The following is a 25,892-nucleotide window of genomic DNA, read 5'->3' as shown; positions in this document are numbered from 1 at the left end:
TGCACGCCGCGCCTGGCTCACGTCAGTCAAATCATCAGGCGGCGATCCACACCTGACCGTTTTCCACGCGCGTGGCAAACGCATTGACCGAATGCTGCGGCGCTTCGATGCACTCGCCGGTGCTGAGGTCGAAGTGATGCTTGTAGATGGGCGAGGCCACCACGATGCGTTCGCCGAAGCTGCCCACGAGCCCGCGCGAGAGCACCGCCGCATGCGAGTTCGGGTCGTAGTTGCCGATGGCGTACACGCGCGCGTCGCCGTCGTCGACATGGAACACGGCGACCTGCTCGCCCTTCACGAGCGCGCAGACGCCGGTGTTCGGCACGATGTCGTCGAGCGTGCAGACGGGAATCCAGTGGCTCGGGTTGCGGTCACTTTGAGTCGGGTGAGTCATGGCGCACTCCTTGGTTCGATAAAAGGAATCAGACGGTTTCGACGACTACGGGAATCTCTGCCAACGCGTCATGACGCGCCGGTTGCGGGCATTGCGTGCGCTCCTCGGGGGTGGCCGGACGAATCTGGCCGCGCTCCTCGATAAAGGTGACGTGCTGGTCGCCCGCATCGCTGTTGACGAAGTGGCGGAAGCGGCGACGCGTTTCGGGGTCGGTCACGGCCTTCTTCCACTCGCATTCGTAGGTGTCCACCACGAGCTGCATTTCCGCTTCGAGTTCGGCGGCGAGGCCCAGCTTGTCGTTCACGACCACGTCGATCAGATAGTCGAGGCCGCCTTCGAGGTTGTCGCGCCACACGCTCGTGCGTTGCAGGCGGTCGGCCGTGCGCACGTAGAACATGAGGAAACGGTCGACGTAGCGCACGAGCGTGGCCTGATCGAGATCGGCGGCGAGCAGTTCCGCGTGGCGGGGCTTCATGCCGCCGTTGCCGCACACGTAGAGGTTCCAGCCCTTCTCGGTTGCGATGATGCCGACGTCCTTGCCCTGCGCCTCGGCGCATTCACGCGTGCAGCCCGACACGCCGAACTTGATCTTGTGCGGCGCGCGCAGGCCCTTGTAGCGGTTTTCGAGTTCGATCGCGAAGCCCACCGAATCGCCTACGCCATAGCGACACCACGTCGAGCCCACGCACGACTTCACCGTGCGCAGGGCCTTGCCGTAGGCGTGCCCCGATTCGAAGCCCGCGCCGATCAACTCCTCCCAGATGAAGGGCAATTGCTCGACGCGCGCGCCAAAGAGGTCCACGCGCTGGCCGCCCGTGATCTTCGTGTAAAGGCCGTACTTCTTCGCGACCTGCCCCACGGCGATGAGGCCTTCGGGCGTCACTTCGCCGCCGGGCATGCGCGGCACCACCGAGTAGGTGCCGTCACGCTGGATGTTGGCGAGGTAGTAATCGTTCGAATCTTGCAGGCTCGCGTGCTCCTTCTTCAGCACGAATTCGTTCCAGCACGAGGCGAGAATGCCGGCCACGGCGGGCTTGCAGATATCGCAGCCCAGACCGTGGCCATGCTTCGCGAGCAGTTCGCTGAAGGTCTTGATGCCCTCCACGCGCACGATGTGATACAGCTCCTGGCGCGAGTAACGGAAGTGCTCGCACAGGTGATTGTTGACGGCGAGGCCCTGGCGCTTCATCTCCGACTTCATGACCTGCGTGACGAGCGGCACGCAGCCGCCGCACGACGTACCGGCGTTGCACGCGCCCTTCACCGCTGCGATGGTGGTCGCGCCTTCGCGCACGGCCGCACAAATTTCGGCCTTCGAAACGTTGTTGCACGAGCAGATTTGCGCGGCATCCGGCAATGCCTCCACGCCGATCGCGGGCTTGGCCTTGCCGTCGGCTTGCGGCAGGATCATGAATTCGGGCGACTCGGGCAACTCGATGCCGTTGAGCATCATCTGGAGCAGCGTGCCGTACTCGCTCGCGTCGCCCACCATCACCGCGCCGAGCAGCTTCTTGCCGCAATCGGACACCACGATCTTCTTGTAGACCTGGCGGCGCTCGTCGGCGTAGCGGTACGAGCGGCTACCGGGCGTCTTGCCGTGCGCGTCGCCAATGCTCGCCACGTCCACGCCCATCAGCTTGAGCTTGGTGCTCATGTCCGCGCCCGCGAAGGTCGAGGCCTCGCCCGCCAGCGCCTTGGCGGCGATGCGCGCCATGTCGTAGCCAGGGGCGACGAGACCGAAGATCTGGCCTTGCCAGAGCGCGCATTCGCCGATGGCGTAGATGTTCGCGTCGCTCGTGCGGCACTGGTCGTCGATCACGATGCCGCCGCGCGCGCCGATATCGAGGCCGCAGGCCCGTGCGATTTCGTCGCGCGGGCGAATGCCGGCCGAGAACACGATCATGTCGGCGTCGAGGTGCGTGCCGTCGGCGAACTGCATGCGGTTCGCGGCCGTTTCGCCGTCCACGATCGCCGTGGTGTTCTTCTGCGTGTGCACGGTCACGCCGAGTTCTTCGATCTTGCCGCGCAGCATGCGGCCGCCGTCGTCGTCCACCTGCACCGCCATGAGGCGCGGGGCGAATTCCACCACGTGGGTCTCGAGGCCCAGGTCGCGCAGGGCCTTCGCGCATTCGAGGCCGAGCAGGCCGCCGCCCACCACCACGCCCGTCTTCGCGTGCGCGCCGCGCGCCTGCATCGCTTCGAGGTCGGCAATGGTTCGGTAGACGAAGCAATCGGCGCGGTCGTTGCCCGCGATGGGCGGCACGAACGCCGAGGAACCGGTGGCCAGCACGAGCTTGTCGTACGAAAGCGTCTCGCCGTTGGACACCGTGATGGTGCGTGCGGCGCGATCGACCGCCACGGCCCTGGCATTGAGCACGAGGCGCACGTTCTCGCGCTCGAAGAAGCCAGGCGCCACGAGCGAAAGATCGTCCGCCGACTTGCCCGCGAAGAATTCGGAGAGATGCACGCGGTCGTAGGCGGGACGGGGCTCTTCGCAGAGCACGGTCACGCGCGCCGTGACATTTGAGTCGAGCGAGCCGTCCGCCAGGATGCTTTCGAGGAATTTGTGGCCCACCATGCCATGGCCGACGACGACGATCTCCATCGCGGCCGAGCTGTTCACTGCGTTCGTTGCTTGCACCATGAGCCCCTGCCAATAAAAAAGGCGTCCCGCGATTCCAGCTTGCATAAGGAAGCCAGATTCGGGGGACGCCGTTGCCCAAAATACGAAAATTGTCGTGCGCCGCGCTGTGGTCTTGCGGCCGGATCGCCATTGATCCGCTGTGGCACTTGCGGTAGAGCATTACGCAAGCACCATGCCAAGTTGCCGCCATCGCGCGAAACGCCCCGCGCGGCGGGCGTGGAAGGTTTGCGTGCCGTTCGCCACACACCGCCCGCGTGAGCGCATTGTGATGCAGGCCGGCACAAGATTGGTGCCGTGCAGCACTTTCGCTGTGCGCCCTGACTGTGCACGTTGCGACGTTGTCAATCGGGGCGCGCCCCGCCGGCGGGCAACGGCCGCGCATGCATGCGGGCTGGTCTGGAACTTGCGTGAAGGAAGGCGTCCGGCAACGATGCCGGGCGCTGCACACCCCGGGCGTCGCTGCGCGCCGCCCATCGAGCAAACCGGACAATGGCGTCCCCTCGTCGCAAGCGGCGAGCGGACGCCATTTGTTTTATGGCGCGCCCACTTTCACAGTGGGCGCGCGCAACGCGAAAGGACAAGACGATGGCTATGGGCAAGGTCACGCTGGTGAGCGCAGGTCCGGGCGACCTCGAGCTGCTCACCCTGAAAGCGGCCAGGGCGCTGGCGAGCGCCGACGTCGTGCTGCTCGACGATCTCGTGAACCCGGAAATCGTCACGCTCGCGCCCCAGGCGCGTGTGATACGCGTGGGCAAGCGCGGCGGTTGCCGCTCCACGCCGCAGGCCTTCATCGAGCGCCTGATGCAGCGCTATGCGCGCCGCGGCCTGCACGTGGTGCGCGTGAAAGGCGGCGACGCCCTGCTGTTCGGCCGCGCGGGCGAAGAACTCGCGGCGCTGCACAGCGCGGGTGTGACAGTGGAAATCGTCAACGGCATTTCCTCGGCGTTTGCGGCGGCGGCGGGGCTCGGTGTGTCGCTCACGCATCGCGACCATTGCCAGGGCGTGATCTTCGTGACGGCGCATTTGCGCGACCATAGCGAGCCCGACTGGACCGTGCTCGCCGCAACCGGCATGACGCTCGCCATCTATATGGGCATGAGCCGGATCGCGTCGCTGTGCGCGACGCTCGCCGCCACGCTCGCGAGCGACACACCCGCCGCCGTCGTGCAATGGGCGGGCAGCACGAAAGAGCGGCGCGCAACAGGCACGCTCGGCACGATCGCAGCGCTAGCCCAGGCGGCCGGACTGGGCAGCCCCGCCATCATTCTCGTGGGCAAGGCCATTGGCGAGGCGGCTTCGTTCAGCCTCTCGCACGCATCGTTCGGCGTGGGCTACGACGAAGATGCGGGGCAGACACCGCAGCGCTTGATCGCTTGATCGCTTGATCGCCCGATCGAGAACGCCTCGATCGGATACGATCGGGGCGGGCTTTCCTGGTCAAAATACTTAGGATATCGACTTATTTTTCAGCATCGCACGTAGTCAATCAATATTCCAGATGCAGAAAAACCGGTTTCCATTATTCAAACTTTCAACTTGAAATCGAATCACCATTCAGTAAGCCAATTGCGATCAACCGCTGTCATATTAACCATCGCCTGACCTTTCTCCTACCGCGCTCCTACGCGCCTCATGGAAATCCCGGATGTTTTGGCTTCCTCTGTGAAAGCGTGAGGAAGGGTTCACGTCGCTAGAATTCAGCCATCTAATGCGGCGGACGGCATCGTGCAGTCGGCCCATCATTGCGAGCCGGCCATGCAGCCTCCCCTTCGCGCTCTGGGTCACTTCGTGTATTACGTCGTGAATGGCGTTCGTCGCGGAGGTACGCAAGCCGGACCGGCCCAAGCATGGGACAAAAAAATGAAGCTGTTGCTCGTCGAAGAGAATGTCGAACTCGGCCGCTGGCTATGCGGCCTGTTGCGTGAAGAAAACTTCACGGTGGACTGGATGGCGGATGGCGAAGCCGCCGATTCGTTGCTGAAAACACAACGCTACGACCTCGTGATAATCGAAATGCACTTGCCGCGCATGAGCGGCAAAACCGTGCTGACCCGATTGCGTCGCAGGCAGGACAACATCCCGGTGATGATGATGACCGTCCACGGCTCGATCGAAGACAAGGTCGACTGCTTCGAGGCGGGCGCCGACGACTATCTCGTACGGCCTTTCGATACGCGCGAACTGCTGGCGCGCATCAAGGCGCTGATACGCCGGCAGTTCGCCGACCGAAGCGCGCGCCTGACTTGCGGCGACCTGCACTATCGCTCCGACACGCGCGAGTTCCGTCACAACGACACGCGCCTTGGCCTGCGCCGTCGCGAGCATGCGATTCTGGAAGCGTTGATGCTGCACCAGGGCCGCACGGTATCGAAGCACACGCTCATGGAGAACATCTTCGGCCTCGACGACGAACCGAGCCGCGACGCGATCGACATCTATATTCATCGCCTGCGCAAGCATCTCGCGCCGTCGAGCGCGCAGATCCTCACGTTGCGCGGCATCGGCTATATCCTGCGTGCACGCGATGCTCCGTTGTACGAACCGACTGCGGAGCCGACCCTTCAGGCAGCGCACGAACGGTAAGGGTTGAAGCGCGACCCGGCCTCGCGCCGGATCGCGCTTGCAGCGTTAATTGCCTGCGCTCGCCTGTGCACCTTGCACGACGGCAGGAGCCATGACCGGCTCTTGCGGCAGCGCCCATTCGAGCCAGCGGGCGCGATGCAGCACGACAAGCCCGAACGCGACGGCGGCAATGGCGCCGAACGTGGCGAAGCCCATCTGGTAGCTGCCCGTGCTTTCCTTGGCGATACCCATGATGACCGGCAGATAGAAGCCGCCAATGCCGCCCGCCGCGCCGATGATGCCCGACATGAGGCCCGTGCGGCCCTGCCAGCGGCGCGGCACGAGCTGGAACGTCGCGCCGTTGCCCAGGCCGAAGCACACATACGTGAACGCGAGCAGCGCGACACCGGCCGCGAACGGCGGCATCCACAGCGCGAACGCGAAGTCGCACACGGAAATCGCGGCGAGCAGCAGCACGAGTGCACGCACGCCCGAAATGCGGTCGGCGATCAGGCCGCCCAGCGGGCGCACCATGGCGCCGGTCAGCGCCAGCAGCGACATCACCACGCCCGCTTCGAGCTTCGGCACCTGGTAGAGCGAAATGAGCAGCGTCGAGATATACGAGGACATGCCGACGAAACCGCCGAACGTAATGCTGTACACGAGCATCACGACCCACGTGTCGCCTTGCGTGAGCACGGCGCGATAGTGACGCGGCAACACGGCGATGGCGAGCAGTGCGCCGAGCACCGGCAGGATCAGCACGCCGGTCTTGCCCGCGCCGAACACGCCGGCATGCACGGCCAGCACGAGCGCGATAAGGCCGGCGAGCGTGATGAAGAACGAGCGCAATGCCTGCGCGGCACTACCCGACTTCTGGCCGAGATCGCGCGCCCAGAAAGCCACGGCTGTTGCGGCGAGCGCGAGCAGCGGCAGCGCCGCACCGGTCGCGCGCGCCCAGCCGAAGTGGGCCGCAAGGCCGGGAAAGAGGAAGCCGTCGAGCACCGCGCCGATATTGCCGGCCGCCGCGAGACCGAGCACGAGCCCCTGCACCTTGGGCGGATAATTGCTGCCCGCCATCGGCAGCGCCACGGCGAAGCTCGCGCCGCCCACGCCCAGCAGCACGCCGAGCACGAGCAGCGTCGTATAGGACGGCGTGCCGGGCATGAGCAGCAGCACGGCGGCGGGAATGGCGGAGAGCGCGATGCCGAGCAGCGCGACGCGGCGGCCATCGTAAGCCTGGTACAGGTTGCCGAGCGTCACGCGCAGGATGGCCGCACCGAGCACCGGCACCGCGACGAGCAGGCCCAGTTCGGCCGGCGTCATCTTGATGTCCTTCTGGATGAACGGCGCGAGCGGGCCGAACATCACCCAGACCGTGAAGCCGGTGTCGAAGTACAGGAAGCACGCTATCAGCGCGCGCCAGTTACCGCTCTTGAGCGAACTTGCCAGGTCTTTCACGAGGTTCTCCCCAGTAATGGATCTCAACCCGCAGCGCGGGCATGCATCCGTTGAATTCGGATTCCGAAATTACGCTCGGGCGCAATGGAATTTGTCTCGCGCTTGCCCACGACGCCTTGCACGAGGCGGTCCATCTCGCCGATCACGTCGGCCAGCTCGGCCGTGATGACGGCGAACTCGCGGCCGAACTGCCCGGCGCGCGCCGCGGCCACCCGCGCATTGAGCGCGACGATGTTCGCGCGCAGCGAAATGGTGGCAAGCTCGTCGACAATGCCCGCCTGGCGTTTCGCGGCCGCCGCTTCCACGCCGCGCATTTCGTCCTGATAGGCCTGCGTGAGCACTTGCAGCAGTTCGAGCAGCGGCGTGGCTTCGGCCGTGAGCCGCGCGAGCGCGGCTTCGCGCGCCGCGTCGTCGTGCCGCGAGCGTTCGAGACCATCGAGCGCGTGCGCGGCGAGCTTCATGAAGGCGCGAATGCGTTCGTCGGCCTTGCGCGCGCCGAAATACAACTCGCGCAGCGCGGGCGAGAACACACCGGGAAAGTGGTCGTCGCCTTCCACGATGCGTGCGTGCGAGGCCGCGAACGTCGCGAGGCATTCGCGTGCGATGGCAATCGCAGCAACGGCGGCGGGGTCGCCGCGCGAGCCGAGCAACGCGTGCAGGACAATGCGCTGCGAGAGCATGCGCTGGCGCCCGGCCAGATTGATGAGCTCGCCGACGATTTCCCCAGAGACGCTGTGTGTCGTTTCCCGCATGATCATCTTTAGTAGTGCAAATGGACCTGTCAGTGACTCGCCTGGCTCGATGGGTCTCACAGGGCAAAAAAAAACGTCCCGAAGCGCACCCGCCAGGCACGCTTGTGCCGTGGGGTGTTGCTTCGGGACGCCGTTGCCCCGCCTGACCTGATCGTTCCCGCACGCCGCGGGACATTGCAATTCGTTGGAGCCGTCATTGGCCCCGCAGCTTAATAAGCAATAGGCATGCCATCTCGTGGCCTGGGTCACGCACGACGCCGCGAAGCCCCGCTGGCGCGGGTTTGCACAAAGCGGCCCCGTTTAAGCAGCCGCGCCGCCACCGCCGCGCACGCGAGCGGCGCGCCACCATTCATGTGCCTGCGGTGTTTGCTGCTGGTGCACTGCAACGTAGCCTCGCACCAACGCCGGGCGTGTGCGCGCTAAGATGAAAGCGTCGACTGGAAGCCGCGCCTCGCGCGCGAGTTTGCGTGGTCGCGCACGCGGCGTCGGCTCGGGAGGTGCATCATGAAACCAACCGATATCGCCCTCGTGGGCGCATGCGTGGCCGTCGCCATCGGCGGTCTGCTGGTCTCGTCCGCGGTGGCCGGCGCGAATGAAGCGTCGATCGCCATTGTCTCGGGCACGTATGGCGGCAATTGCGGCGCACCGCGCGGCAACGCCACGCACGACCTCGCGCAACACTGCGACGGTCTGCGCACATGCAGCTATCCGCTCTCGGTCATCGCCGCGCAATCGGGCGGGTGTCGCAACGACTATCTCGCCGAGTGGCGCTGTGGCAGCCACGATTTTCACAATGCAGCGCTTAGCGCCGGCAGTACCGGCGACCACCTCGTATTGAGTTGCGAGCCGTCGAGCGGACCCGGCCATTGAACCAGCAAGCGTGAGCGTCGAATAAAAATCATTCGCGCGGCCGCGTCTTAAGCAGCCAATTAGCGCGATTGCTCGCTGTGCAAATGCGGGCGGCACGTTTATTGCCGCTTTTTCCCGCTTGATCTAGACTCAGATCAGCGTGCGTATAGCGGTGCCTGAAGAGATGCAACAAGGTGATTGCGAACATCATGGGGTCGTGTTCGCAAGAGGGATGGAGCCTGCGGAAACAACGCATGTCGGCGGACAGTTTCTCGTACTACCTGGGTTCTGGCGACGGCGTCGCCAGATGGCGAGAGAAGCCACGGATGGCTCGACACGAGCACCGCGGCGTGCCTGGTTTGCCGTCGGGGATCCCTCGCGGCAACCTGCGAGGAGACCAACAATGCTGCTGCCCACGAGTCAAACGCCAAAGGCGCAATCGCGGGACTTGCTCGATGTCCTGATTCGCGCCGCGCTCATTGCCGTGCTGGCAATGTTCTGTTTCCGCATCTTCGCGCCGTTCCTCGACCTCATGGTCTGGGCCGTGATCCTCGCAGTCACGCTCTATCCACTGCAAGTCCGCTTGCGGCGCACCTTCGGCAACAAGGACGGCCTGATCTCCACGCTCATCATTCTCGTGGCGTTCGGCGTGATTCTCGCGCCCACCTACCTGCTCGGCGTGGCCGTGGCCGATTCGATCGAACATGCGATGAGCGTCGCGAAGAGCGGCACCTTCCACATTCCGCCGCCCGCCGATTCGATAACCGGCTGGCCGGTCATCGGGCAGCGCGTGTACGACTTCTGGTTGCAGGCCTCGACCGATCTCACCGGGCTGGTGCAGCGGTTCGCGCCGCAACTGAAGGCCGCCGGGCTCGGGCTGCTCGGCACCGTCACCGGTCTGGGCGCGGCGCTGCTGGTGTTCTTCGTTTCGCTCATCGTGGCCGGCATTCTCATGGCATACGGCGAGAAAGGCCACGGCAGCGCGGTGCAGATCGCCTCGCGCATCTCGGGTCCGGAAAACGGCGCGCAGATCGCCGAGCTTTGCACGTCCACCATTCGCGCCGTGGCGCAGGGCGTGGTCGGCATCGCCTTTATCCAGATGCTGCTGATCGGCATCGGGTTCATCGTGATGGGCATACCGGGCGCGGGGCTGCTCGCGCTCGCGGTGCTGCTGATCGGCATCATGCAGTTGCCCGCCACGCTCATCACCGTGCCCGTCATCATCTTCGTGATCATGACGCAAGGCGTGAGCACCGCCACCATCGTGTTCTCGGTCTACGAGTTCGTGGCCGGGCTCGCCGACAACGTGCTCAAGCCCATGCTGCTCGGCCGCGGCGTCGCGGTGCCCATGCCCGTGGTGCTGATCGGCGCGCTGGGCGGCATGGTCACGGGCGGCGTGATCGGCCTCTTCATCGGCCCGGTGATGCTGGCCGTCGGCTATCAGTTGTTCTGGCGCTGGGTGCGGGACCAGCCTCAAGCGGAACGCGCACGGGAAGAGCAAAAGGCTTGAAGCGGAGGAACCACCCTGTGTTCCTCCGCCAGCACCCTTACTGGCTGCCGCTTGGCGCATGCTGCCTGAGCGCGTGCATGCGCGTGGGGCCCGACTTCCAGCCGCAGCATGAAAGCTGGAGCGAGCACTGGACCAGCGCGTCGATCGAGCAGGTTACGACGCCCGGGGCGCAACCCGACGTGCGGCAATGGTGGCAAATTTTCAGCGATGAAAACCTCGACCAGTTGATGGCCGCCGCCGACGCGAACAACGGCGATCTGAAGATCGCGGGACTGCGGGTTATCGAGGCGCGCGCACAACTCGGCATCGCGCTCGCGGGCCGCTATCCGCAGGTGCAGCAGGCCAACGCCGATGTGCTCTACTCGGCGCGCAAGCGCTCCGATGGTTTCAACACGCGTTCGGGCGCGTACTTCCAGTACGGCCTCGGTATGAGCATTGGCTGGGAGCTCGACTTCTGGGGACGCTTCGCGCGCGCGATCGAGTCGGCCGACGCATCGTTCTTCGCCGCGCAAGCCAACCGGGAAGACGCGCTGGTGCTCGTGCACGCGCAGGTTGCCGATACCTATTACACGTTGCGCACGACCGAGGCGCGCCTTGGCATCGCGCGCGAGAACGCGCAACTGCAAAAGCGCAGCTACGAGATCACGCAAAAACTCTTCAAGAGCGGCGAGACCGACGAGCTCGATCTCCAGCAGGCGAAAACGCAGTATCTCGGCACGCTGAGCAGCATTCCCGTATTCGAAAGCCAGATCGCGCTGGCGCGCCACGCGCTTTGCATTCTGCTCGGCCGCCCGCCCGGCCCGCTACCCGAGCTCGACGCGCAGCCCGGCAAGACGGCCGTGGTGCCGCTCATAAAGCGCGCCGTGCTCGACGACGTGCCGGCCGATCTGCTGCTGCGGCGCCCCGACGTGCGCGCGGCCGAACAGCAGATGGCCGCGCAGTCCCCGCTCATCGGCGTGGCGAAGGCGGACCTGTACCCCTCCATTTCGCTGGTGGGCTCGCTCGTGTGGAGCGCCAGTTCGCTCGCCGGCTCGCCCAACACGCTTGCGGTGATGGCCGGCCCGAGCATCACATGGAACCTGTTCGATCACGGCAAGATCACGAACAACGTGCGCGTGCAGGACGCGCGCTTGCAGCAGGCGATCGTCGCCTACCAGGAAACCGTGCGCGAGGCGGCGCGCGAAGCCGACGACGCCGCCACGGCGCTGATCGCGGCGCTCCAGCGCGACACCATCCTGCGCGACGCGGAGGGCGCGGCGCGGCGCTCGCTCACGCTCGCCAACACGATCTACCGCGAAGGCTATTCGGATTTTCAGCGCGTGCTCGATGCGCAACGCGCGCTCTCCGCGCAGCAGGACGCCTACGTCGTCAATCGCGGCAACGCCGTGAGCAGCCTCATTGCGCTTTATAAAGCTGTGGGCGGCGGCTGGTATTCGGAGGCGCCGCTCGTCGACCCCGCCATGCGCGCGCAGATGCAGCATCGCACCGACTGGGGCGACCTGCTCGACGAACCCACTGCGGACCCGGTCGCCCCAGTTGCCCATACGCAGCCTGAGCAGCAAACCCAGCCAGAAGGGCCCACACGATGAGCGAATCGACCGGACCCGCTTCCGCCGCGCCGCCGCCTGCGACGCCAACGCCGCCCGCGTCCGACCCATCGGGCCGCGCGCTCAAGTGGGTGGTGGGCCTGATCGCCGTGAGCCTGATCTGGTATCTGCTCGCCGATCGCTTCACGCCCTATACGCAGCAGGCGCGCGTTCAGGCCTACGTCGTGCCCGTGGCCGCCGAAGTCTCGGGTCGCGTGACGCGCGTGCTCGTGCACAACAATCAGGATGTCAAAGCGGGCGACGTGCTGTTCGAGATCGACAACGAGCAATACCGCATTGCCGCCGACCGCGCGCGCGCCGATCTCGAATCCACGCGCCGCCAGATCGGGGCGAGCACGGCCGGCATCGATTCCGCGCAGGCCTCCTTGCGCGCGGCGCTCGCCAACGAGGTCAAGGCGCGCCAGGACAGCGATCGGCTCGAACGGCTCTATCGCGAGGACGAGGGCACCGTCTCGCTGCGGCGTCTCGAAGTGGCGCGCGCCACGCACGAGCAGGCCCAAAGCCAGGTGGAAGCCGCCCGCGCCGAAGTGGAGCGCGCGCGCGAGCAGCAAGGCGGCGACGAAGCCGAGAACGCACAGTTGCGCAGCGCGGCGGCCGCACTGGAGAAGGCCCGGCTCGACTTCGCCAATACGCGCATCCGGGCGCGCTCGGCGGGCGTCATCACCGACCTGCGCACCGAGGTCGGCCAGTTCGCGGCGGCGGGCAATCCGGTCATGACGCTGATTGCGATTCATGACGTCTGGATCAGCGCGGACATGACCGAAAACAATCTGGGCCATTTGCAGCCGGGCACGCCCGTGGCCATCGCGCTCGACGCGCTGCCCGGCGAAGTGTTCGAAGGGCGCGTGCGCAGCATCGGCTATGGCGTGAGCGTGGGCCAGAGCACCCCGCCGGGCACCCTGCCCACGGTTCAGAACAGCCGCGACTGGCTGCGCCCGGCGCAGCGCTTTCCCGTGATCGTCGAGTTCGCCCCGGACGAGCGCGCGCGGCTGCGCAACGTGCGCGTGGGCGGCCAGGCCGAGGTGATGGCCTTTCCCAGTCAGGGCAACCCGCTCAATCCGCTCGGCCGCGTGTTTCTGCGCGCGATGAGCTGGATCTCCTTCCTCTACTGAACGGCGCCCATGCCAACGAGCCTCTCGCGTCCCGGCCAGCGTGCGCTGCGCGTCGCCACCGGCACGGCGCTCGCGCTCGCCGTCAGCTTCGCGCTCGATCTGCCGATCCCCGTGATCGCGCCCGTGTTCACCGTCTTTCTGCTGGCCACCCAAACCCGGCCGCTTTCGCTCAAGGCGGCGCTCGCGCTGGCCGTGGTCACGGCGGCCACCACGGGCAGCGGCCTGCTGCTCGTTCCCCTGCTTCGCTACTACCCCTTTGCGGGCGTGCTGCTGGTGGGCCTCGGCCTCTTCCTCGCCTTTCGCCACGGGCTGCGCGGCGGCAACAACCTCGTGGCGACGTTCCTCGCGGCAGGCCTCACGATGATTTCGGCGGCAGGCGTGGCCGACCTGCAACTGGCCGCGACCGTGGTGGGCGCACTGGTGAAAGGCTTGCTGCTCGCGGTGCTCGTTTGCACGGCGAGCCACGCCTTGTTTCCCGAGCCCGCGGGCGCGCCCTCGCCGCCCGCCGCGCGCGCCATGTCGCGCGACGAGGCGGCGCGCGTGGCATTGCAGGCCGCGCTCGTGGTCATGCCCGCCTGGCTGCTCGCGATGAGCGACCCCGCCAGCTATATGCCGATCATCATGAAGTCCGTGAGCCTCGGCCGCCAAAGCTGCACGACCTCGGCGCGCGGCGCGGTGCGCGAACTGCTCGGCTCCACCGCGCTCGGCGGACTCCTCGCCATCGCGTTCTGGTTTGCGCTCAGGCTCTTCGTCAACGTGTGGATGTTCTATCTGTGGATGCTGCTGTTCGGCCTGCTGGCCGGGCGCAAGCTCTATCGCCTGAGCCCCACGCGCTATTCGCCCGGCTTCTGGCTGAACAGCCTAGTGACGATGATCATTCTGCTTGGCCAGTCCGTGCAGGACAGCGTGGCGGGCAAGGACGTCTATCAGGCATTTGCGGTGCGCATGGGCCTCTTTTTCGCCGTTACGATCTATGCCTCGCTCATGCTTCAGATCTTCGAGCGGCGTGCCCCACGCGGCAAAGCGGCTCCCGAAAGGAACACGTTATGAAAAACGTGCACGAAGCTTTACGCCATGCGCACCATCGGAACTAGCGGCATGGCGAAATCGTATGGACTCCAATTCATTTTCCGGCGACTCTGCGTGGTCATGCTCGTCGCGCTGCCGCCCTTGCAATTGCATGCGCAGGGCTTGCCCGATCAACTGTCCAGTCGCACAGTGGTAGGCGGCAACATCAAGCAGCATGCGGACGCCGTGCTATCCATCATGACCTACACCACGGTTCCCGACGTGACCACCAGTTCGCTTTCGATCAACAACGGCACCACCGGCAATCCGGGCTTCGGTCAGTCGCAACTGGGAGGCGGCTTCACGCTCAGCCGGTCCTTTCCCCTGTATATGGAAGGCACGATCGCCTATAGCCGCTACGATCCGACGTTCGTCGCGACCGACGGCGCCGAGCAGCGCGCCTTGCCGACGCGGTGGAACACCTTCAGCGGCACGGTCGGCATCGGCTGGGACTTCCCCATCACCAATGAACTCGTGTTTCGCCCCATTCTGAACGGCACGATCGGGCGGGTTTCGAGCGATCTGCGGATCGGCCAGACGCTTATCAATCACATCACCGACAGCAATCTCCAGTTTCTCAACAACGGCTATCTCGACGCGTACGGCTATGGCGGCTCGCTGATGCTCGATTTCGAGCATTACCGCGAAAACTACGAAATCGACGCGGAACTGCGCGCGACCGACATCTACCTGCGCAGCTTCGGCGGATCGTCGGACGCCGTACAGGGATCGGCCATGGCGCAGCAACTGAGCCTGTGGACGCGCTGGCGCGCGCCGACCGGCTGGCATGCGCTCGACAAGCCGGTGCGCTACGTGCTGGAATTCGCCTACTCGCACTATTTCGGCGACAGTGCAGGCGTGCTGGGCTTCAACGATCTGACGTCGCTCGGCGTGGGGCTCGAACTGGACAGCAGCCAGTATCCGATCATCATCACCCGCACGCGCGCGATGGTGCGCTATGTCTTCGGGCACAACGTGCACGGCGTGTCGTTCGGTCTTGCGGTGAGCTTTTAGGAAGCCAGACGATTTTCGGTGCGATCGAGGAGAACAGCGATGACTTCACGGGGTAAGCGGCAACGCCGCATGGCAACCGGTCCCGTCACGCGGCGCGTGGTGCTCGCAAGCGTCTGCGCCTGCTTGCTGCCGCTCGCCGGATGTCCCTACTATGCGGTGCCCGCGGGCACCGTCGTCATGACACCCGCCAGCTACGACCGCTCCTTCGCGGCCGCCGCGGGCGCCATGCGCGACGAGGGTCTCGCGCTCACGGTCCAGGACCCCGGCACCGGCACGATCGCGGGAACGATCGATGGCGGCACCGTGACGGCGAACGTGCACCAGCAAAGCGACGGCAGCGTGATCGTGCAGTTCAATAGCGCCGATGCGCGCGACCCCACGCTCATGCAGCGCATTTCGCGCAGCTACGACCGGCGCATGGGGCGCTAGGGCTGGCAGCGTGGGCTACTGCTCGACGTTCTGCACGGTGAAGAGTCGTCCGAACTGCGGCAGTTCGTCCTTCACGCCGCCCAGGCGCAAGGCGTGCCACGCCATCGCGTGATTGCTGGACGTCACCGGCTTGCCCAGCTCGCGCTCGATGGCCGCGACCTGGTCGGCGAGGCGCACGGACGTGCACGAGACGAACACCGCGTCCACGTCGTCGTGGCGGCCGAGTTCGAGCACCGCGTTGCGCACCGACTGGGCGTCGATGCGCGCGACCTCGTTGTCGTCCGAGTGTTCGAACGAGCCCATTCGTACGATGTTCATGCCACGGGCGCTCAGGTAATCCTTCATGGACTCCGTGATCTCGCGCAGATACGGCGTCAGAAGCGCGACGCGCCGCGCGCCCAGCGAATTCAGCGCGACCCTCGCGGCGGTAATGGGCGTGGTGCACGCAGCGTTGGGCCGGGCCTCCCTGATGCGCTCCATCACATGGCCTTCGCCGAGCACCATGGAAGCCGACGTGCAGCCGAACGCGACGACGTCGAGCCGCTCGCCGGGCCGGATCAGGGCGACACCCGGCGCGATCAGCCGATCCATTTCCCGCAGCGTTGCCGGTGTGATTTCCGCGGAGTTGAGGATCCGGCTCTCATAGAAGCCAACCCCCTCGACGGCGAGCAGCTTGCGCCACTCGTATTCGATCGTGTGGTCGGTCGCGAGGACGACGAGACCAATTGCGGCGCGATGCGAAATCCCGTCATCGAGGGTGAAGTCGAGCTTCACATAGCGCTGCGCAGCTTCAACGGTTTCCATACTGTGCCCTTCAACGTTGTCGGTTCGTGCTGCCACCGGATTGAAATGCGCCTGGCCAGCGCATCGTTCATGCCCTACCCGTCACACCGCGGCAATCACGCCGATTTCGACGGTGTATTGCGGGAACGCCAGCTTCGACTCCACGCAGGCGCGCGCCGGCGCATCGCCCTCGGGCACCCATGCGTCCCACACCTCGTTCATCTCGTTGAACGTCTGGTAGTCGGCAAGCCAGATGCTCGCAGAGAGAATTTTCGTCTTGTCCGAGCCGACTTGCTGCAACAGGGTGTCGATCTTCTTGAGGATTTGCCCGGTCTGCCCCTTCACGTCCTCGCTCGGGTCGGCGGCGACCTGCCCCGCAAGAAACACAAAACCACCGTAGACAACGGCCTGGCTCATTCGCTTGCCACTCTCGTAGCGCTTGATCTGCATGGATTCCTCTATCAGGTCAGGTGAAAGTGTCCTAAGGCTAACTCATGTCACACACAATTGTCGACACTTTTATCGACAGATACGGATAGAATCCGAGTCAGCGATAGCGCCCATTGCGTTCTTTTTTTATTCGGAATATACATTTGTGTAGACACTTTGCGAGCGAGGGTCGGGAGACCGCGGCCCTCGGCGCCTGACGCGAAGTCATTCCACGTTTGAGACTGAGGGCATCATGAAGGTAATCGTGCTTGGCGGCGGCGTAGTGGGCGTGACGACCGCGTATCAACTGCAAAAGGATGGCCATGACGTGACGGTCGTCGACCGGCAACCCGTGGTCGCCGGCGAAACCAGTTGGGGGAACGCGGGCATGGTTGCGCCGGGACACTCGTTCGTCTGGTCCTCGCCGAAAGCGCCGATGGTGCTGCTCAAGTCACTGGTGCTCAAAGACCAGGCGCTGCGTTTCAAGTTTTCGGCCGACCCGAGGCTTTATAGCTGGTCGTGGCTATTCCTGATGGAATGCACGGCGGAGAAAGCCAGGCGCAACACGCTGCTCAAGCATCGGCTCGCCGCCTATTCGCAGTCGGTGCTGCAAGACGTCATCGCGACGGAATCGCTCAGCTACGATCGCAACGACAGGGGCATCCTCTATTTCCATCGCAGTCAGGAAGCGCTGGAGCGCGGCGTCGCGCAAATGAAACTGCTGGAATCGGACGGACAACTCATCAAGGTGTTGAGCCGGGACGAGGTGGTCGCAGTCGACCCTTCGCTGGCCACCGCGAAAGACGAGATTGCCGGCGCAATCTACTGCCCGACGGACGAAACCGGGGACCCGGCGAAATTCACGCGGGGCCTGGCCGACATCATCGTTTCCCGAGGCGCGACGATTCTGACCGATACGACGATTCAGGGGATTGAAGTGGCGGGCGGGAAAATCAGCGCCGTGCGCACCGATAAAGGCAGCTTGACGGGCGATGCGTATGTGCTCGCGCTTGGCAGTTATAGCCCGATCGTCGCGCGGCAGATCGGCATCCACTTGCCGATCTATCCAGTGAAGGGCTATTCGCTCACCATCCCGATCGAAAGCCATGTCCAGCCGCCCAACGTCGCCGTGGTCGACGAGCACAACCTGGTCGCCATCTCCCGGTTCGGCGACAGGATCCGCGTCACCGCCACCGCCGAATTCGCCGGATACAACACGACGCACCAACCATCGGACTTCGCGTTCATGAAACGCGTCACGCAAGAGCTTTATCCGGACGGCGGCAACTACGACCGCGCGGAAATGTGGGCCGGCCTGCGTCCGATGACGCCCAATAATCTACCGTGCTTCGGCAAGCGGAAATACGCCAACCTGTTCCTGAACACGGGCCACGGCCACATCGGCTGGACCATGTCGCACGGCTCGGCTCGCATTACCGCGGACCTCATCGCGGGACGCACGCCGGAAATTCCGATGGATGGCCTGACGTCATGACGCCGGGCCGCCAATCTGCTTGCCGTGCCGGCGGCGAGGAGGCGGGAAATGAATGAGACACGACATCACTGGCTCAAGATTTCGAAAGAGGTCACGGCGGACTATCCCGTTCTATCTGGAGAGCTAACGACTGATTACGTCGTGATTGGCGGCGGCTTGTCGGGGCTGAATGCGGCCATCGAACTGATTCGCCTTGGCGCTTCCGTAGTCGTGCTCGAACAGGATCGTATCGGGCAAGCCGCCTCGGGCCGAAACAATGGTCAGGTGATTCCCCACCACTCCAAGGCAAGCCCGCGCGAAATGGAGCAGTGGCTCGGCGCGGCACGCGGCGAACGCTACAACGGCCTGGTCGCCTCCGCTCCGGCGAAGCTGTTCGAATTGATCGACCACTACGATATTCGCTGTGATTCTGTGCGCAATGGCTGGATGCAGGCCTGTCATTCCAGACAGGCGCTCGACCGGGGGCGCACCTTCTATGAGCAATGGAAGGCCTTCGGTGCCCGCGTGGAATGGCTCGACCGCGACGCGCTGGCCGCACGCATGGGAAGCGTGATGTATCCGGGTGGCTGGAAGGCCCTCCACGCCGGTCATCTCAATCCATACGCCTTGTGCTGCGGGCTTGCGCGCGGCGCGGTCAGCGACGGAGTTCGGCTGTATGAAAACTCTCCCGCGACGGCCATTGTTCGCGACGGGAGCCGATGGCGCGTCCGCACGCCCGTCGGTGAAGTTTCGGCGAAGGGCGTACTCGTCATGACCAACGCGCTGACCGGCGACTTCTGGCCGGGCTTGCGTCGCGCCCTCATCCCCGTGCGGATCTATCAGGTCGCAACCGAGCCGTTGAACGAAGCGCAACGGCGCACCGTCCTGCCCGGAAACGAAGGCGTTTCCGACACGCGCAAAGACCTGTTCGCCTGCCGCTACGATAGCGAAGGCAGACTGGAAGCGATCGGCGCCCACACCCTATGGCACGACGCCGCAGCCAGGGGGCAAGCCGCCGTGATGGCGAAATTTCGGGCCGTCTTCCCGCAGCTAGCCGGGCTCAAATCCGCTGAATACTGGGAGGGCACCCTGGCTGCGGTGCCCGACCGCATACCGCGACTGATGCGGCTCGCGCCGAACCTGCTCTTTGCGGGCGTGTACTCGGGACGCGGCGTCGCCATGAGCACGGTCTGGGGCCCGTGCGCCGCGCGCCTGCTGGCAGGCGCGGCAACCGAAGCCGACATGCCCGTGCCCGTGACGCCGCTCCGGCAAATCCACAGCCACGGCGTCGCCGTGCGTATGGCCGGCCTCATTCATCCGTGGCATCGCCTGACGGACAAGGTCGAAGCGGCATTTGCCGGACGCTGACCTCGCCGTCGATCAGGGAACCGGCGCATCAGGACCGCGAGGCTGCTGGCGACAGCGGCTGTTGTAGAATACAGCGTTGCCGACACTTTCCAACCGGCGCATTTCCTCGACCCCGAAGCCGGGAGCGGCAAGTCCCCAGCAAGAAACAGGGTGCCATGCGCACCAGGAAGGAAACAGACAATGGCAGGCTACAACTCGCTCCTGCGCGAATCCAGGCCGCGTGTACGCGAAACCAACGCACCGAAGCGCGCCGGGCTCACCGTCAACGACCTGTACGAGCAATTGAAAGAGATGGCGGTGCTCTACACGATACGCCCCGGCGAGCGGGTGAACGAACTGGAGCTTGCCGCGAAGTTCGACGTCAGCCGCACGCCGTTGCGCGAGGCGCTCAATCGGCTTGTCGCCGAGAGCCTCCTGACCTTCGTTCCGAACCGGGGGTTCTTTATCCGCGAGCTGAATCGTCAGGACATTTTCGACCTGTTCGAACTTCGGCGCAGTATCGAGGCATCGGCCGTGCAACTCGCGGTCGAGCGCGCCGACATCAAGGACATCCGGGCTTTACGCAAGTTCTGGAAGGACGTGATGAAGAACAAGGCCGCGCAAGCGCCCGCCACGCAACTCGTTGCGCGCGACGAGGAGTTTCACGTGCGCCTCGTCGCCCTTTCCGGCAATAACGAAATGGTGCGCGCGCTGTATGGCATCAACGCCCGCATTCATTTCGTGCGCTGGGTCGACCTCGAACAGCGCGGCCACGACGCGTTCTCGGAACACCTCGACATTCTCGACGCCATTGAAGCGCGTGACGCCAAGCGCTGCCGCGAACTCACGGAAACGCATATCACCTGGCGCATGGAAGAAATCGCCAAGGTCGTCGACGCCGGCGTCGTGAAACTCTATTCGCAGTAAGCGCGGCGGCGCCTGTCACCGCGCTGGCATTCAGAGCGAACTGACGAGGTGACCGCCATCGACCGTCACGACCGAGCCGGTCATGAACGAGGACGCGCCGGAGGCGAGCAGCAGCAGCGGCCCGTCAAGCTCGCTCAGCGCACCAAGCCTGCGTTGCGGAATGCGCTTGACCAGTTGGGCCCCCGCCTCGGTTTCGAAGAAGTCCCGATTCAGGTCCGTTTCAAAATAGCCTGGCGCGATGGCGTTCACGCGAATCCGATATCGCGCGAGTTCGAGCGCCAGCGCCTTGGTCATCTGAATCACGCCCGCCTTGCAGACGGCATACGCCGTGACCTGCTGGGCCACCCTCAGCCCGAGTATCGACGCGATGTTGACCACGCTTCCCGGCGCATCGGCGTCCCTCAGGCTCGCGGCGAACGCGCGCGTCATTCTCCACACGCCGTTGAGATTGACATCGATGGTCTGGTTCCACGACTCGTCGGTGGTGGCAAGCGCGGGCGAATGGTGGGCAACGCCCGCGTTGTTCACGAGCACAACGGGCTGGCCGAGTTTCCCGGCGACCGCCTCGATACATCGTGCGACCGAATTCGCTTCGGTGACATCCAGCTCGAAAGCGTGCGCCGTATGGCCCTCATCCGAGAGTGACTGCGCCAGCGTCTGACCAAGAGCCAGACGCCGCCCGCACATGGCCACCCGGCAGCCCTGCGCTGCGAGCGTCTTCGAAAAATGAAGGCCCAGCCCGCTGAATGCGCCCGTGACCAGCACGGTCTTGTCTGCCAAGTCGAAGTTGAACGTCATGCAGGTTCTCCAGACTTTGCGTGATTCAAGCGACCTGCTTGAGTTCGATCACGTGCGATTTCGACAATTGAGCGACGGCATTCGTCCACTCGGCATCGACGGATTTGAAATTGCGCTCCTTGACGTGCCCATATCCACGCACTTTCTCCACGATGCTCGCCGCACGCAACGCAGCCTGATAATTGCGCGCAGTGCCGTGACGGAGAATTTCATCGACGGTTTGCTCGTAGCGAGCAATGAGCCCGCGCTCCATGCGGCGCTCGGCCGTATAGCCGAACACGTCGAGTGCGCTTCCCCGCAGCCCTTTCATTTTCGCGAGCACGCGGAACACCGGCAGAATCCAGGCGCCGAATTCCTTCTTGCGTGGTTCGCCGCTCAACGCATCCTTGCGCGCGAAAAGCGGCGGCGCGAGATTGAAGGCAATACGGAATGCGCCCTCGAATTGCTGCTTGATGCTTTCGACGAACTCCGGCGAGGAATGAAGCCTGGCAACCTCGTACTCGTCCTTGTAGGCGAGGACCTTGAAATAGCCGCTCGCCACGGCGCGCGTGACACGCTCCTCGCGCGGCATGACCGCACGCTCCCAGTCGCGCACCCGGCTAACGAGCTTGCGCAAACGCTCGCCATACGCCGCATTCTGATAGCCGGTCAAGAACTTGACTTTGCGCTCGATGAATTCGTCGAGCGACGACGAGATACGCTGCGACTCGCTCACGGGCTTCGCCGCAACGAGGGCCCGCTCAGCCGAAGCGGGCGACTGCGCCACACGGCGTCCCCACAGAAAGGCGTCCCGGTTCATCTTGACGCCCGCGCCATTGAGTTCGATGGCGGTGTGGATCGCCTCGGCGCCGATCGGAATGAGGCCACGCTGCCAGGCATAGCCGAGCATGAACATATTGCCCGCAATCGTGTCGCCGAAAATGCTGAGGGCGTATTTCGTTGCGTCGACAAATTCGACGCACTCGCTGCCGACTGCATCCGCAATGCCCTTGCGCAGTTCCGCAGCAGGGAACTGGAGGTCGGGGTGGCGCGCGAATTCGCCCGTCATGACCTCATGCGTATTCACGAGCATACGCGTGGCGCCCTTGCGCGTCGCGGCGAGCGTCTTGCGGCTCGCGGCCACGACCATGTCGCAGCCGAGCACCGCATCGGCGCCGCCAGCGGCAATGCGAATGGCCTTGATCGCCGCCGGATTCTTGCCGAATCGCAGATGCGACCATACCGAGCCGCCCTTCTGCGCCAGCCCCGCCATATCGAGAATGCCGCACCCCTTGCCTTCGAGATGCGCGGCCATGCCGAGAATCGCGCCGATGGTCACCACGCCGGTGCCGCCCACGCCCGTCACAATGATGGAGTACACCCCGTGCTCGACCGACGGCAGTTCAGGCTCGACCAGCGCCGGGAACAGGTCGACGTTCGGTTTCACGGCGGGCGCCTTGCGCGGGCTGCCGCCATGCACCGTCACGAAGCTCGGACAAAAGCCGTTGTTGCACGAATAGTCCTTGTTGCATGACGACTGGTCGATGGCGCGCTTGCGGCCGTGCTCCGTTTCGAGCGGAACGAGCGACACGCAGTTGGATTTCACGCCGCAGTCGCCGCAGCCCTCGCAAACGAGATCGTTGATGACGAGCCGTTTCGCCGGGTCGGGAAACTGCTTGCGCTTGCGCCGCCGGCGCTTTTCCGCCGCACAGGTCTGGTCGTACACGAGCACGGTCACGCCCGGAATCTCGCGCAGTTCCTCCTGGACCTTTTGCAGCTCGGAGCGGTGATGAATGGTCACGCCCTGCGCCCACCCGGCGTCGGCCGGATATTTCGACGGGTCGTCCGACACGACGGCAATGCGGCCCACGCCCTCGGCGCGCACCTGCGTCGTGATGGTCATCGGACTAAGCTGGCCGTCGTGCCGCTGCCCGCCGGTCATCGCCACCGCGTCGTTGTACAGAATCTTGAACGTGATGTTGGTCTTCGCCGCAATCGCCGCGCGAACCGAAAGCAATCCTGAATGAAAATAAGTACCGTCGCCCATGTTCTGGAACATGTGCGCGCGCGTGGAGAACGGCGCCTCGCCCACCCACGCCATGCCTTCCGCGCCCATCTGCGTATAGCCCAGCGTGTTGCGCTCCATCGTCTGCGCCATCCAGCTACAGCCGATTCCCGCGTAGGCCTTGCTGCCTTCGGGAATCACCGTCGACGAGTTGTGCGGGCAGCCGCTGCAAAAGTAGAAGCTGCGCAGCATGGCTTCGGGCGCGAACTCGACCTGGCTCAATGCGGTGAGAAACTCGACGCGTTCCGCGAGACTTTTGTCGCGCGCGTGTTGCGTCAGACGCTCGCCCAACGCAATGGCGATCTGAAGCGAGCTCAACGACATTTCGACCGGGAAAAGCTTCTTGCCGTGCTCGTCGTGCTTGCCGATCACGACCGGCGCATGCGGTTGCCGATAGAGAATGTCCTTGATCTGGGACTCCAGCAGGCTGCGCTTTTCTTCGATCACCATGAGCAGGTCCAGCCCGGCCGCGAACGCCGCAACGCCCTGCGGTTCGAGCGGCCAGGTGCATGCGACCTTGTAGATGGCGACGCCCATCGCTTCCAGATCCGCTTCTGTGACGTTCAGGTCATCGATCGCTTGCAGGAGGTCCAGATAGCTCTTGCCGTGCGTGACGATGCCGATACGCGCGCCAGGCTTGCCGAGCGTCACCCGGTCGAGCCCGTTGGCGCGCACGAAGGCGCGAACGGCATCGAGCTTGTAGTTGTGCAGCCGGAATTCCTGCTCCTGAGGCGTGTCGGGCAGACGCAGGTTCAGGCCGCCGGGCGGCATATCCACGCCAGTGGGAATGCGCGGGGAGACGCGGTCGAGTTCGACATCGATCGCGGCGGAAGCGTCGGCGGTATCTTTCACGCACTTGAGACCGACCCAGCAGCCCGAGTACCGCGACATGGCCCAACCGTACAGGCCGTAGTCGAGAATTTCCTGCACGCCGCTCGGGCTCAGGATGGGTATCGACGCATCGACCAAGGCGAATTCCGACTGATGGCAGGTCGTGGACGACTCGCACGTGTGGTCGTCGCCCATCAACAGCAACACGCCGCCGTGCTTCGCACTCCCCGCGAGATTGGCGTGGCGGAAGGCGTCGCCGCTGCGGTCGACACCGGGGCCTTTTCCGTACCAGATGGAAAAGACGCCGTCGTACTTGCCGTCCCCGGCCGCCTCCGCCTGCTGCGTGCCCCAGACCGCCGTCGCAGCGAGATCCTCGTTGACGCCGGGCACGAAAACCACGTTGGCTTCGCCGAGAAATTTTTTGGCTTTGCCGAGTTCGGCGTCGTAGGTGCCCAGCGGCGAGCCACGATAGCCGGAGACGTAGCCGGCGGTGTTCAAACCGTTGGCCTTGTCCCGTCGATGCTGCATGAGCGGCAGGCGAACCAGCGCTTGCACGCCGGTCAGGAAGATACGCCCGCTGTCGAGCGTGTATTTGTCGTCAAGCGTCACAGTTCGCAAATTCACGGTCATTCCTTCGAGGCAGTGGGTTCAGCCGCTTGCGTCTTCCAGTTCCACATCTCGCTGCCGGTTTCGAGCAGCGAGCGCGCAACGACCATCTTGTGAACTTCGGAGGCGCCGTCAACGAGGCGCGCCTGCCGTGCGTAGCGATACATCCATTCGAGCCGGGTGTCCTTTGAATAGCCTTTGGCGCCATGCAACTGAATGGCAGTATCGACGACCTGATGCAATGTTTCGGATGCCGCAATTTTCGCCATCGAGATTTCCGCACGTGCGAAGTCACCGGTGTCCAGACAGCACGCCGCGCGCATCGTCAGCAAGCGTGCGACGTCGAGCTTCATGGCCGCTTCGCCCAGCATCCATTGCACGCCTTCACGCGCCGCAAGCAGGTCGCCGCCCGCTTTGCGCGTGTTCACGTGCGCCACGGCCAGCTCCAGCGCGCGACGCGCCATGCCGTTCCACCGCATGCAGTGCGTAAGACGAGCCGTGCCAAGGCGTATTTGCGTCGCCTTCAACCCATCGCCCACTTCCATGAGGCGATGCGCGTCGGGAATCTCCAGACCGTCGAATTCGATTTCGCAATGTCCGCCGTGCTCCTCCGGTCCCATGATCGGAATGCGGCGAATGATGCGCCAACCCGGCGTGTTAGCGTGAAAGAGAAAAGCGGTGAGACCCTTTCTCGCGTCGGCCGAGGTGCGCGCGATAAGAATGAAATGCGTCGCGGCCGCAGCGCCCGTGATGAACCACTTGCGACCGTGAATGATCCACTTGTCGCCCGCGCGCTCGGCGCGTGTCAGCATCATCGACGGGTCGGAGCCCGCTCCCGGCGCGGGCTCGGTCATCGCGAACGCCGAACGCACCTTTCCGTCGATGATGGGTTGCAACCACTGGTCCTTCTGGTCCGGTGTCGCCACCTTGTTCAGCAGGATCATGTTGCCGTCATCGGGCGCCGCCGAGTTGAATACGACTGGACCGAAGATGGAGCGATTCATCTCCTCGTAGCAAACGGCCATCTGCGCAACGGACAGACCGCCGCCGCCGCGCTCGCGCGGCATCTGGAGCGACCACAGGCCGCGCTCGCGCGCCTGCGCACGCAGTTCGCCGAGCAAGCCTTCGGCGACGTTTTCATGCTCGTCGTAAGACGCCGCGCTGGACTCCAGCGGCAACAGGACGTCGTCAACGAAGGTTCGAATCCGGTCGCGCAACGCGCGCGTCTTGCTGTCAATCGAGAAGTCCATT

General features: G+C 64.6%; 21 protein-coding genes. 12 read left to right on the top strand and 9 right to left on the bottom strand.

The window, feature by feature from the left end:
* Positions 1–34: 34 nt before the first annotated feature.
* Both nirD and nirB read right to left on the bottom strand, forming a co-directional pair.
* Entirely contained in the window at positions 35–394 is a 360-nt protein-coding gene (gene nirD, locus C7402_RS18330) for a nitrite reductase small subunit NirD (RefSeq protein WP_112172326.1), read from the bottom strand.
* Positions 395–422: 28 nt separating this feature from the next.
* Complete coding sequence (gene nirB, locus C7402_RS18325; RefSeq protein WP_116611699.1) at positions 423–2,999, bottom strand: nitrite reductase large subunit NirB; 2,577 nt, start codon at positions 2,997–2,999, stop codon at positions 423–425.
* A 630-nt stretch (positions 3,000–3,629) separates the two neighbouring features.
* On the opposite strand from nirB, the gene cobA reads away from it, so the two are divergent.
* Together cobA and C7402_RS18315 are read left to right on the top strand one after the other, a co-directional pair.
* Positions 3,630–4,415, top strand: coding sequence for a uroporphyrinogen-III C-methyltransferase (gene cobA, locus C7402_RS18320; RefSeq protein ID WP_116611556.1), 786 nt, complete (start codon positions 3,630–3,632; stop codon positions 4,413–4,415).
* Between the two features lie 483 nt (positions 4,416–4,898).
* Positions 4,899–5,621, top strand: a complete 723-nt coding sequence (locus tag C7402_RS18315; RefSeq protein WP_116611555.1) for a response regulator — start codon at positions 4,899–4,901, stop codon at positions 5,619–5,621.
* A 45-nt stretch (positions 5,622–5,666) separates the two neighbouring features.
* On the opposite strand, the gene C7402_RS18310 is transcribed toward C7402_RS18315, so the two are convergent.
* Positions 5,667–7,061: an MFS transporter gene (locus tag C7402_RS18310; RefSeq protein WP_116611554.1), complete on the bottom strand. Its 1,395-nt coding sequence runs from the start codon at positions 7,059–7,061 to the stop codon at positions 5,667–5,669.
* Between the two features lie 23 nt (positions 7,062–7,084).
* The gene (locus tag C7402_RS18305; RefSeq protein ID WP_244314873.1) at positions 7,085–7,813 is read right to left on the bottom strand and encodes a type IV pili methyl-accepting chemotaxis transducer N-terminal domain-containing protein; all 729 of its coding nucleotides are present in this window, start codon (positions 7,811–7,813) and stop codon (positions 7,085–7,087) included.
* A gap of 504 nt (positions 7,814–8,317) precedes the next feature.
* Here C7402_RS18305 and C7402_RS18300 point away from each other — a divergent pair.
* From C7402_RS18300 to C7402_RS18270, 7 genes are all read left to right on the top strand, one after another.
* Entirely contained in the window at positions 8,318–8,683 is a 366-nt protein-coding gene (locus C7402_RS18300; RefSeq protein ID WP_112172331.1) for a hypothetical protein, read from the top strand.
* A 382-nt stretch (positions 8,684–9,065) separates the two neighbouring features.
* On the top strand, positions 9,066–10,172 hold the full coding sequence (locus tag C7402_RS18295; protein ID WP_112172332.1) for an AI-2E family transporter: 1,107 nt from the start codon (positions 9,066–9,068) through the stop codon (positions 10,170–10,172).
* A gap of 17 nt (positions 10,173–10,189) precedes the next feature.
* Positions 10,190–11,761 carry a TolC family protein gene (locus C7402_RS18290; protein WP_279635562.1) on the top strand — a complete coding sequence of 524 codons (1,572 nt, stop codon included), beginning with the start codon at positions 10,190–10,192 and terminating at the stop codon, positions 11,759–11,761.
* Positions 11,758–12,891, top strand: coding sequence for an HlyD family secretion protein (locus tag C7402_RS18285; RefSeq protein WP_116611553.1), 1,134 nt, complete (start codon positions 11,758–11,760; stop codon positions 12,889–12,891). The genes C7402_RS18290 and C7402_RS18285 overlap by 4 nt, the downstream gene beginning before the upstream one ends.
* A 9-nt stretch (positions 12,892–12,900) precedes the next feature.
* On the top strand, positions 12,901–13,941 hold the full coding sequence (locus tag C7402_RS18280) for a DUF2955 domain-containing protein (RefSeq protein WP_116611552.1): 1,041 nt from the start codon (positions 12,901–12,903) through the stop codon (positions 13,939–13,941).
* Between the two features lie 99 nt (positions 13,942–14,040).
* Positions 14,041–14,973, top strand: a complete 933-nt coding sequence (locus tag C7402_RS18275) for a hypothetical protein (RefSeq protein WP_116611697.1) — start codon at positions 14,041–14,043, stop codon at positions 14,971–14,973.
* 39 nt (positions 14,974–15,012) lie between these two features.
* On the top strand, positions 15,013–15,402 hold the full coding sequence (locus C7402_RS18270; RefSeq protein WP_244314872.1) for a hypothetical protein: 390 nt from the start codon (positions 15,013–15,015) through the stop codon (positions 15,400–15,402).
* Between the two features lie 15 nt (positions 15,403–15,417).
* Here C7402_RS18270 and C7402_RS18265 read toward each other — a convergent pair whose 3' ends face one another.
* Together C7402_RS18265 and C7402_RS18260 are read right to left on the bottom strand one after the other, a co-directional pair.
* On the bottom strand, positions 15,418–16,206 hold the full coding sequence (locus tag C7402_RS18265; RefSeq protein ID WP_116611550.1) for a maleate cis-trans isomerase family protein: 789 nt from the start codon (positions 16,204–16,206) through the stop codon (positions 15,418–15,420).
* An 81-nt stretch (positions 16,207–16,287) separates the two neighbouring features.
* Positions 16,288–16,635, bottom strand: a complete 348-nt coding sequence (locus tag C7402_RS18260; protein WP_112172337.1) for a RidA family protein — start codon at positions 16,633–16,635, stop codon at positions 16,288–16,290.
* Positions 16,636–16,867: 232 nt separating this feature from the next.
* On the opposite strand from C7402_RS18260, the gene C7402_RS18255 reads away from it, so the two are divergent.
* The 3 genes from C7402_RS18255 (at position 16,868) to C7402_RS18245 (ending at position 20,362) form a co-directional block, all read left to right on the top strand.
* Complete coding sequence (locus C7402_RS18255) at positions 16,868–18,109, top strand: D-amino acid dehydrogenase (RefSeq protein ID WP_116611549.1); 1,242 nt, start codon at positions 16,868–16,870, stop codon at positions 18,107–18,109.
* A gap of 48 nt (positions 18,110–18,157) precedes the next feature.
* Positions 18,158–19,456 carry an NAD(P)/FAD-dependent oxidoreductase gene (locus tag C7402_RS18250; protein WP_116611548.1) on the top strand — a complete coding sequence of 433 codons (1,299 nt, stop codon included), beginning with the start codon at positions 18,158–18,160 and terminating at the stop codon, positions 19,454–19,456.
* Positions 19,457–19,636: 180 nt separating this feature from the next.
* The gene (locus C7402_RS18245; protein WP_112172340.1) at positions 19,637–20,362 is read left to right on the top strand and encodes a GntR family transcriptional regulator; all 726 of its coding nucleotides are present in this window, start codon (positions 19,637–19,639) and stop codon (positions 20,360–20,362) included.
* A gap of 30 nt (positions 20,363–20,392) precedes the next feature.
* On the opposite strand, the gene C7402_RS18240 is transcribed toward C7402_RS18245, so the two are convergent.
* From C7402_RS18240 to C7402_RS18230, 3 genes are read right to left on the bottom strand one after another with little or no spacing between them, the layout of a single operon-like run.
* Positions 20,393–21,160 (bottom strand): SDR family NAD(P)-dependent oxidoreductase, encoded by a 768-nt coding sequence (locus tag C7402_RS18240; RefSeq protein ID WP_116611547.1) that lies wholly within the window; start codon positions 21,158–21,160, stop codon positions 20,393–20,395.
* A 25-nt stretch (positions 21,161–21,185) separates the two neighbouring features.
* Positions 21,186–24,665: an indolepyruvate ferredoxin oxidoreductase family protein gene (locus C7402_RS18235; RefSeq protein WP_116611546.1), complete on the bottom strand. Its 3,480-nt coding sequence runs from the start codon at positions 24,663–24,665 to the stop codon at positions 21,186–21,188.
* Complete coding sequence (locus C7402_RS18230; RefSeq protein WP_116611545.1) at positions 24,662–25,891, bottom strand: acyl-CoA dehydrogenase family protein; 1,230 nt, start codon at positions 25,889–25,891, stop codon at positions 24,662–24,664. The genes C7402_RS18235 and C7402_RS18230 overlap by 4 nt, the downstream gene beginning before the upstream one ends.
* Position 25,892: the final 1 nt, after the last annotated feature.

It is taken from the genome of Paraburkholderia unamae, assembly GCF_003096875.1.
Classification (GTDB): Bacteria; Pseudomonadota; Gammaproteobacteria; order Burkholderiales; family Burkholderiaceae; genus Paraburkholderia; species Paraburkholderia unamae.
Note: the sequence above shows the minus strand (reverse complement) of the source record. Positions and strands in the feature narration are given on the sequence as shown.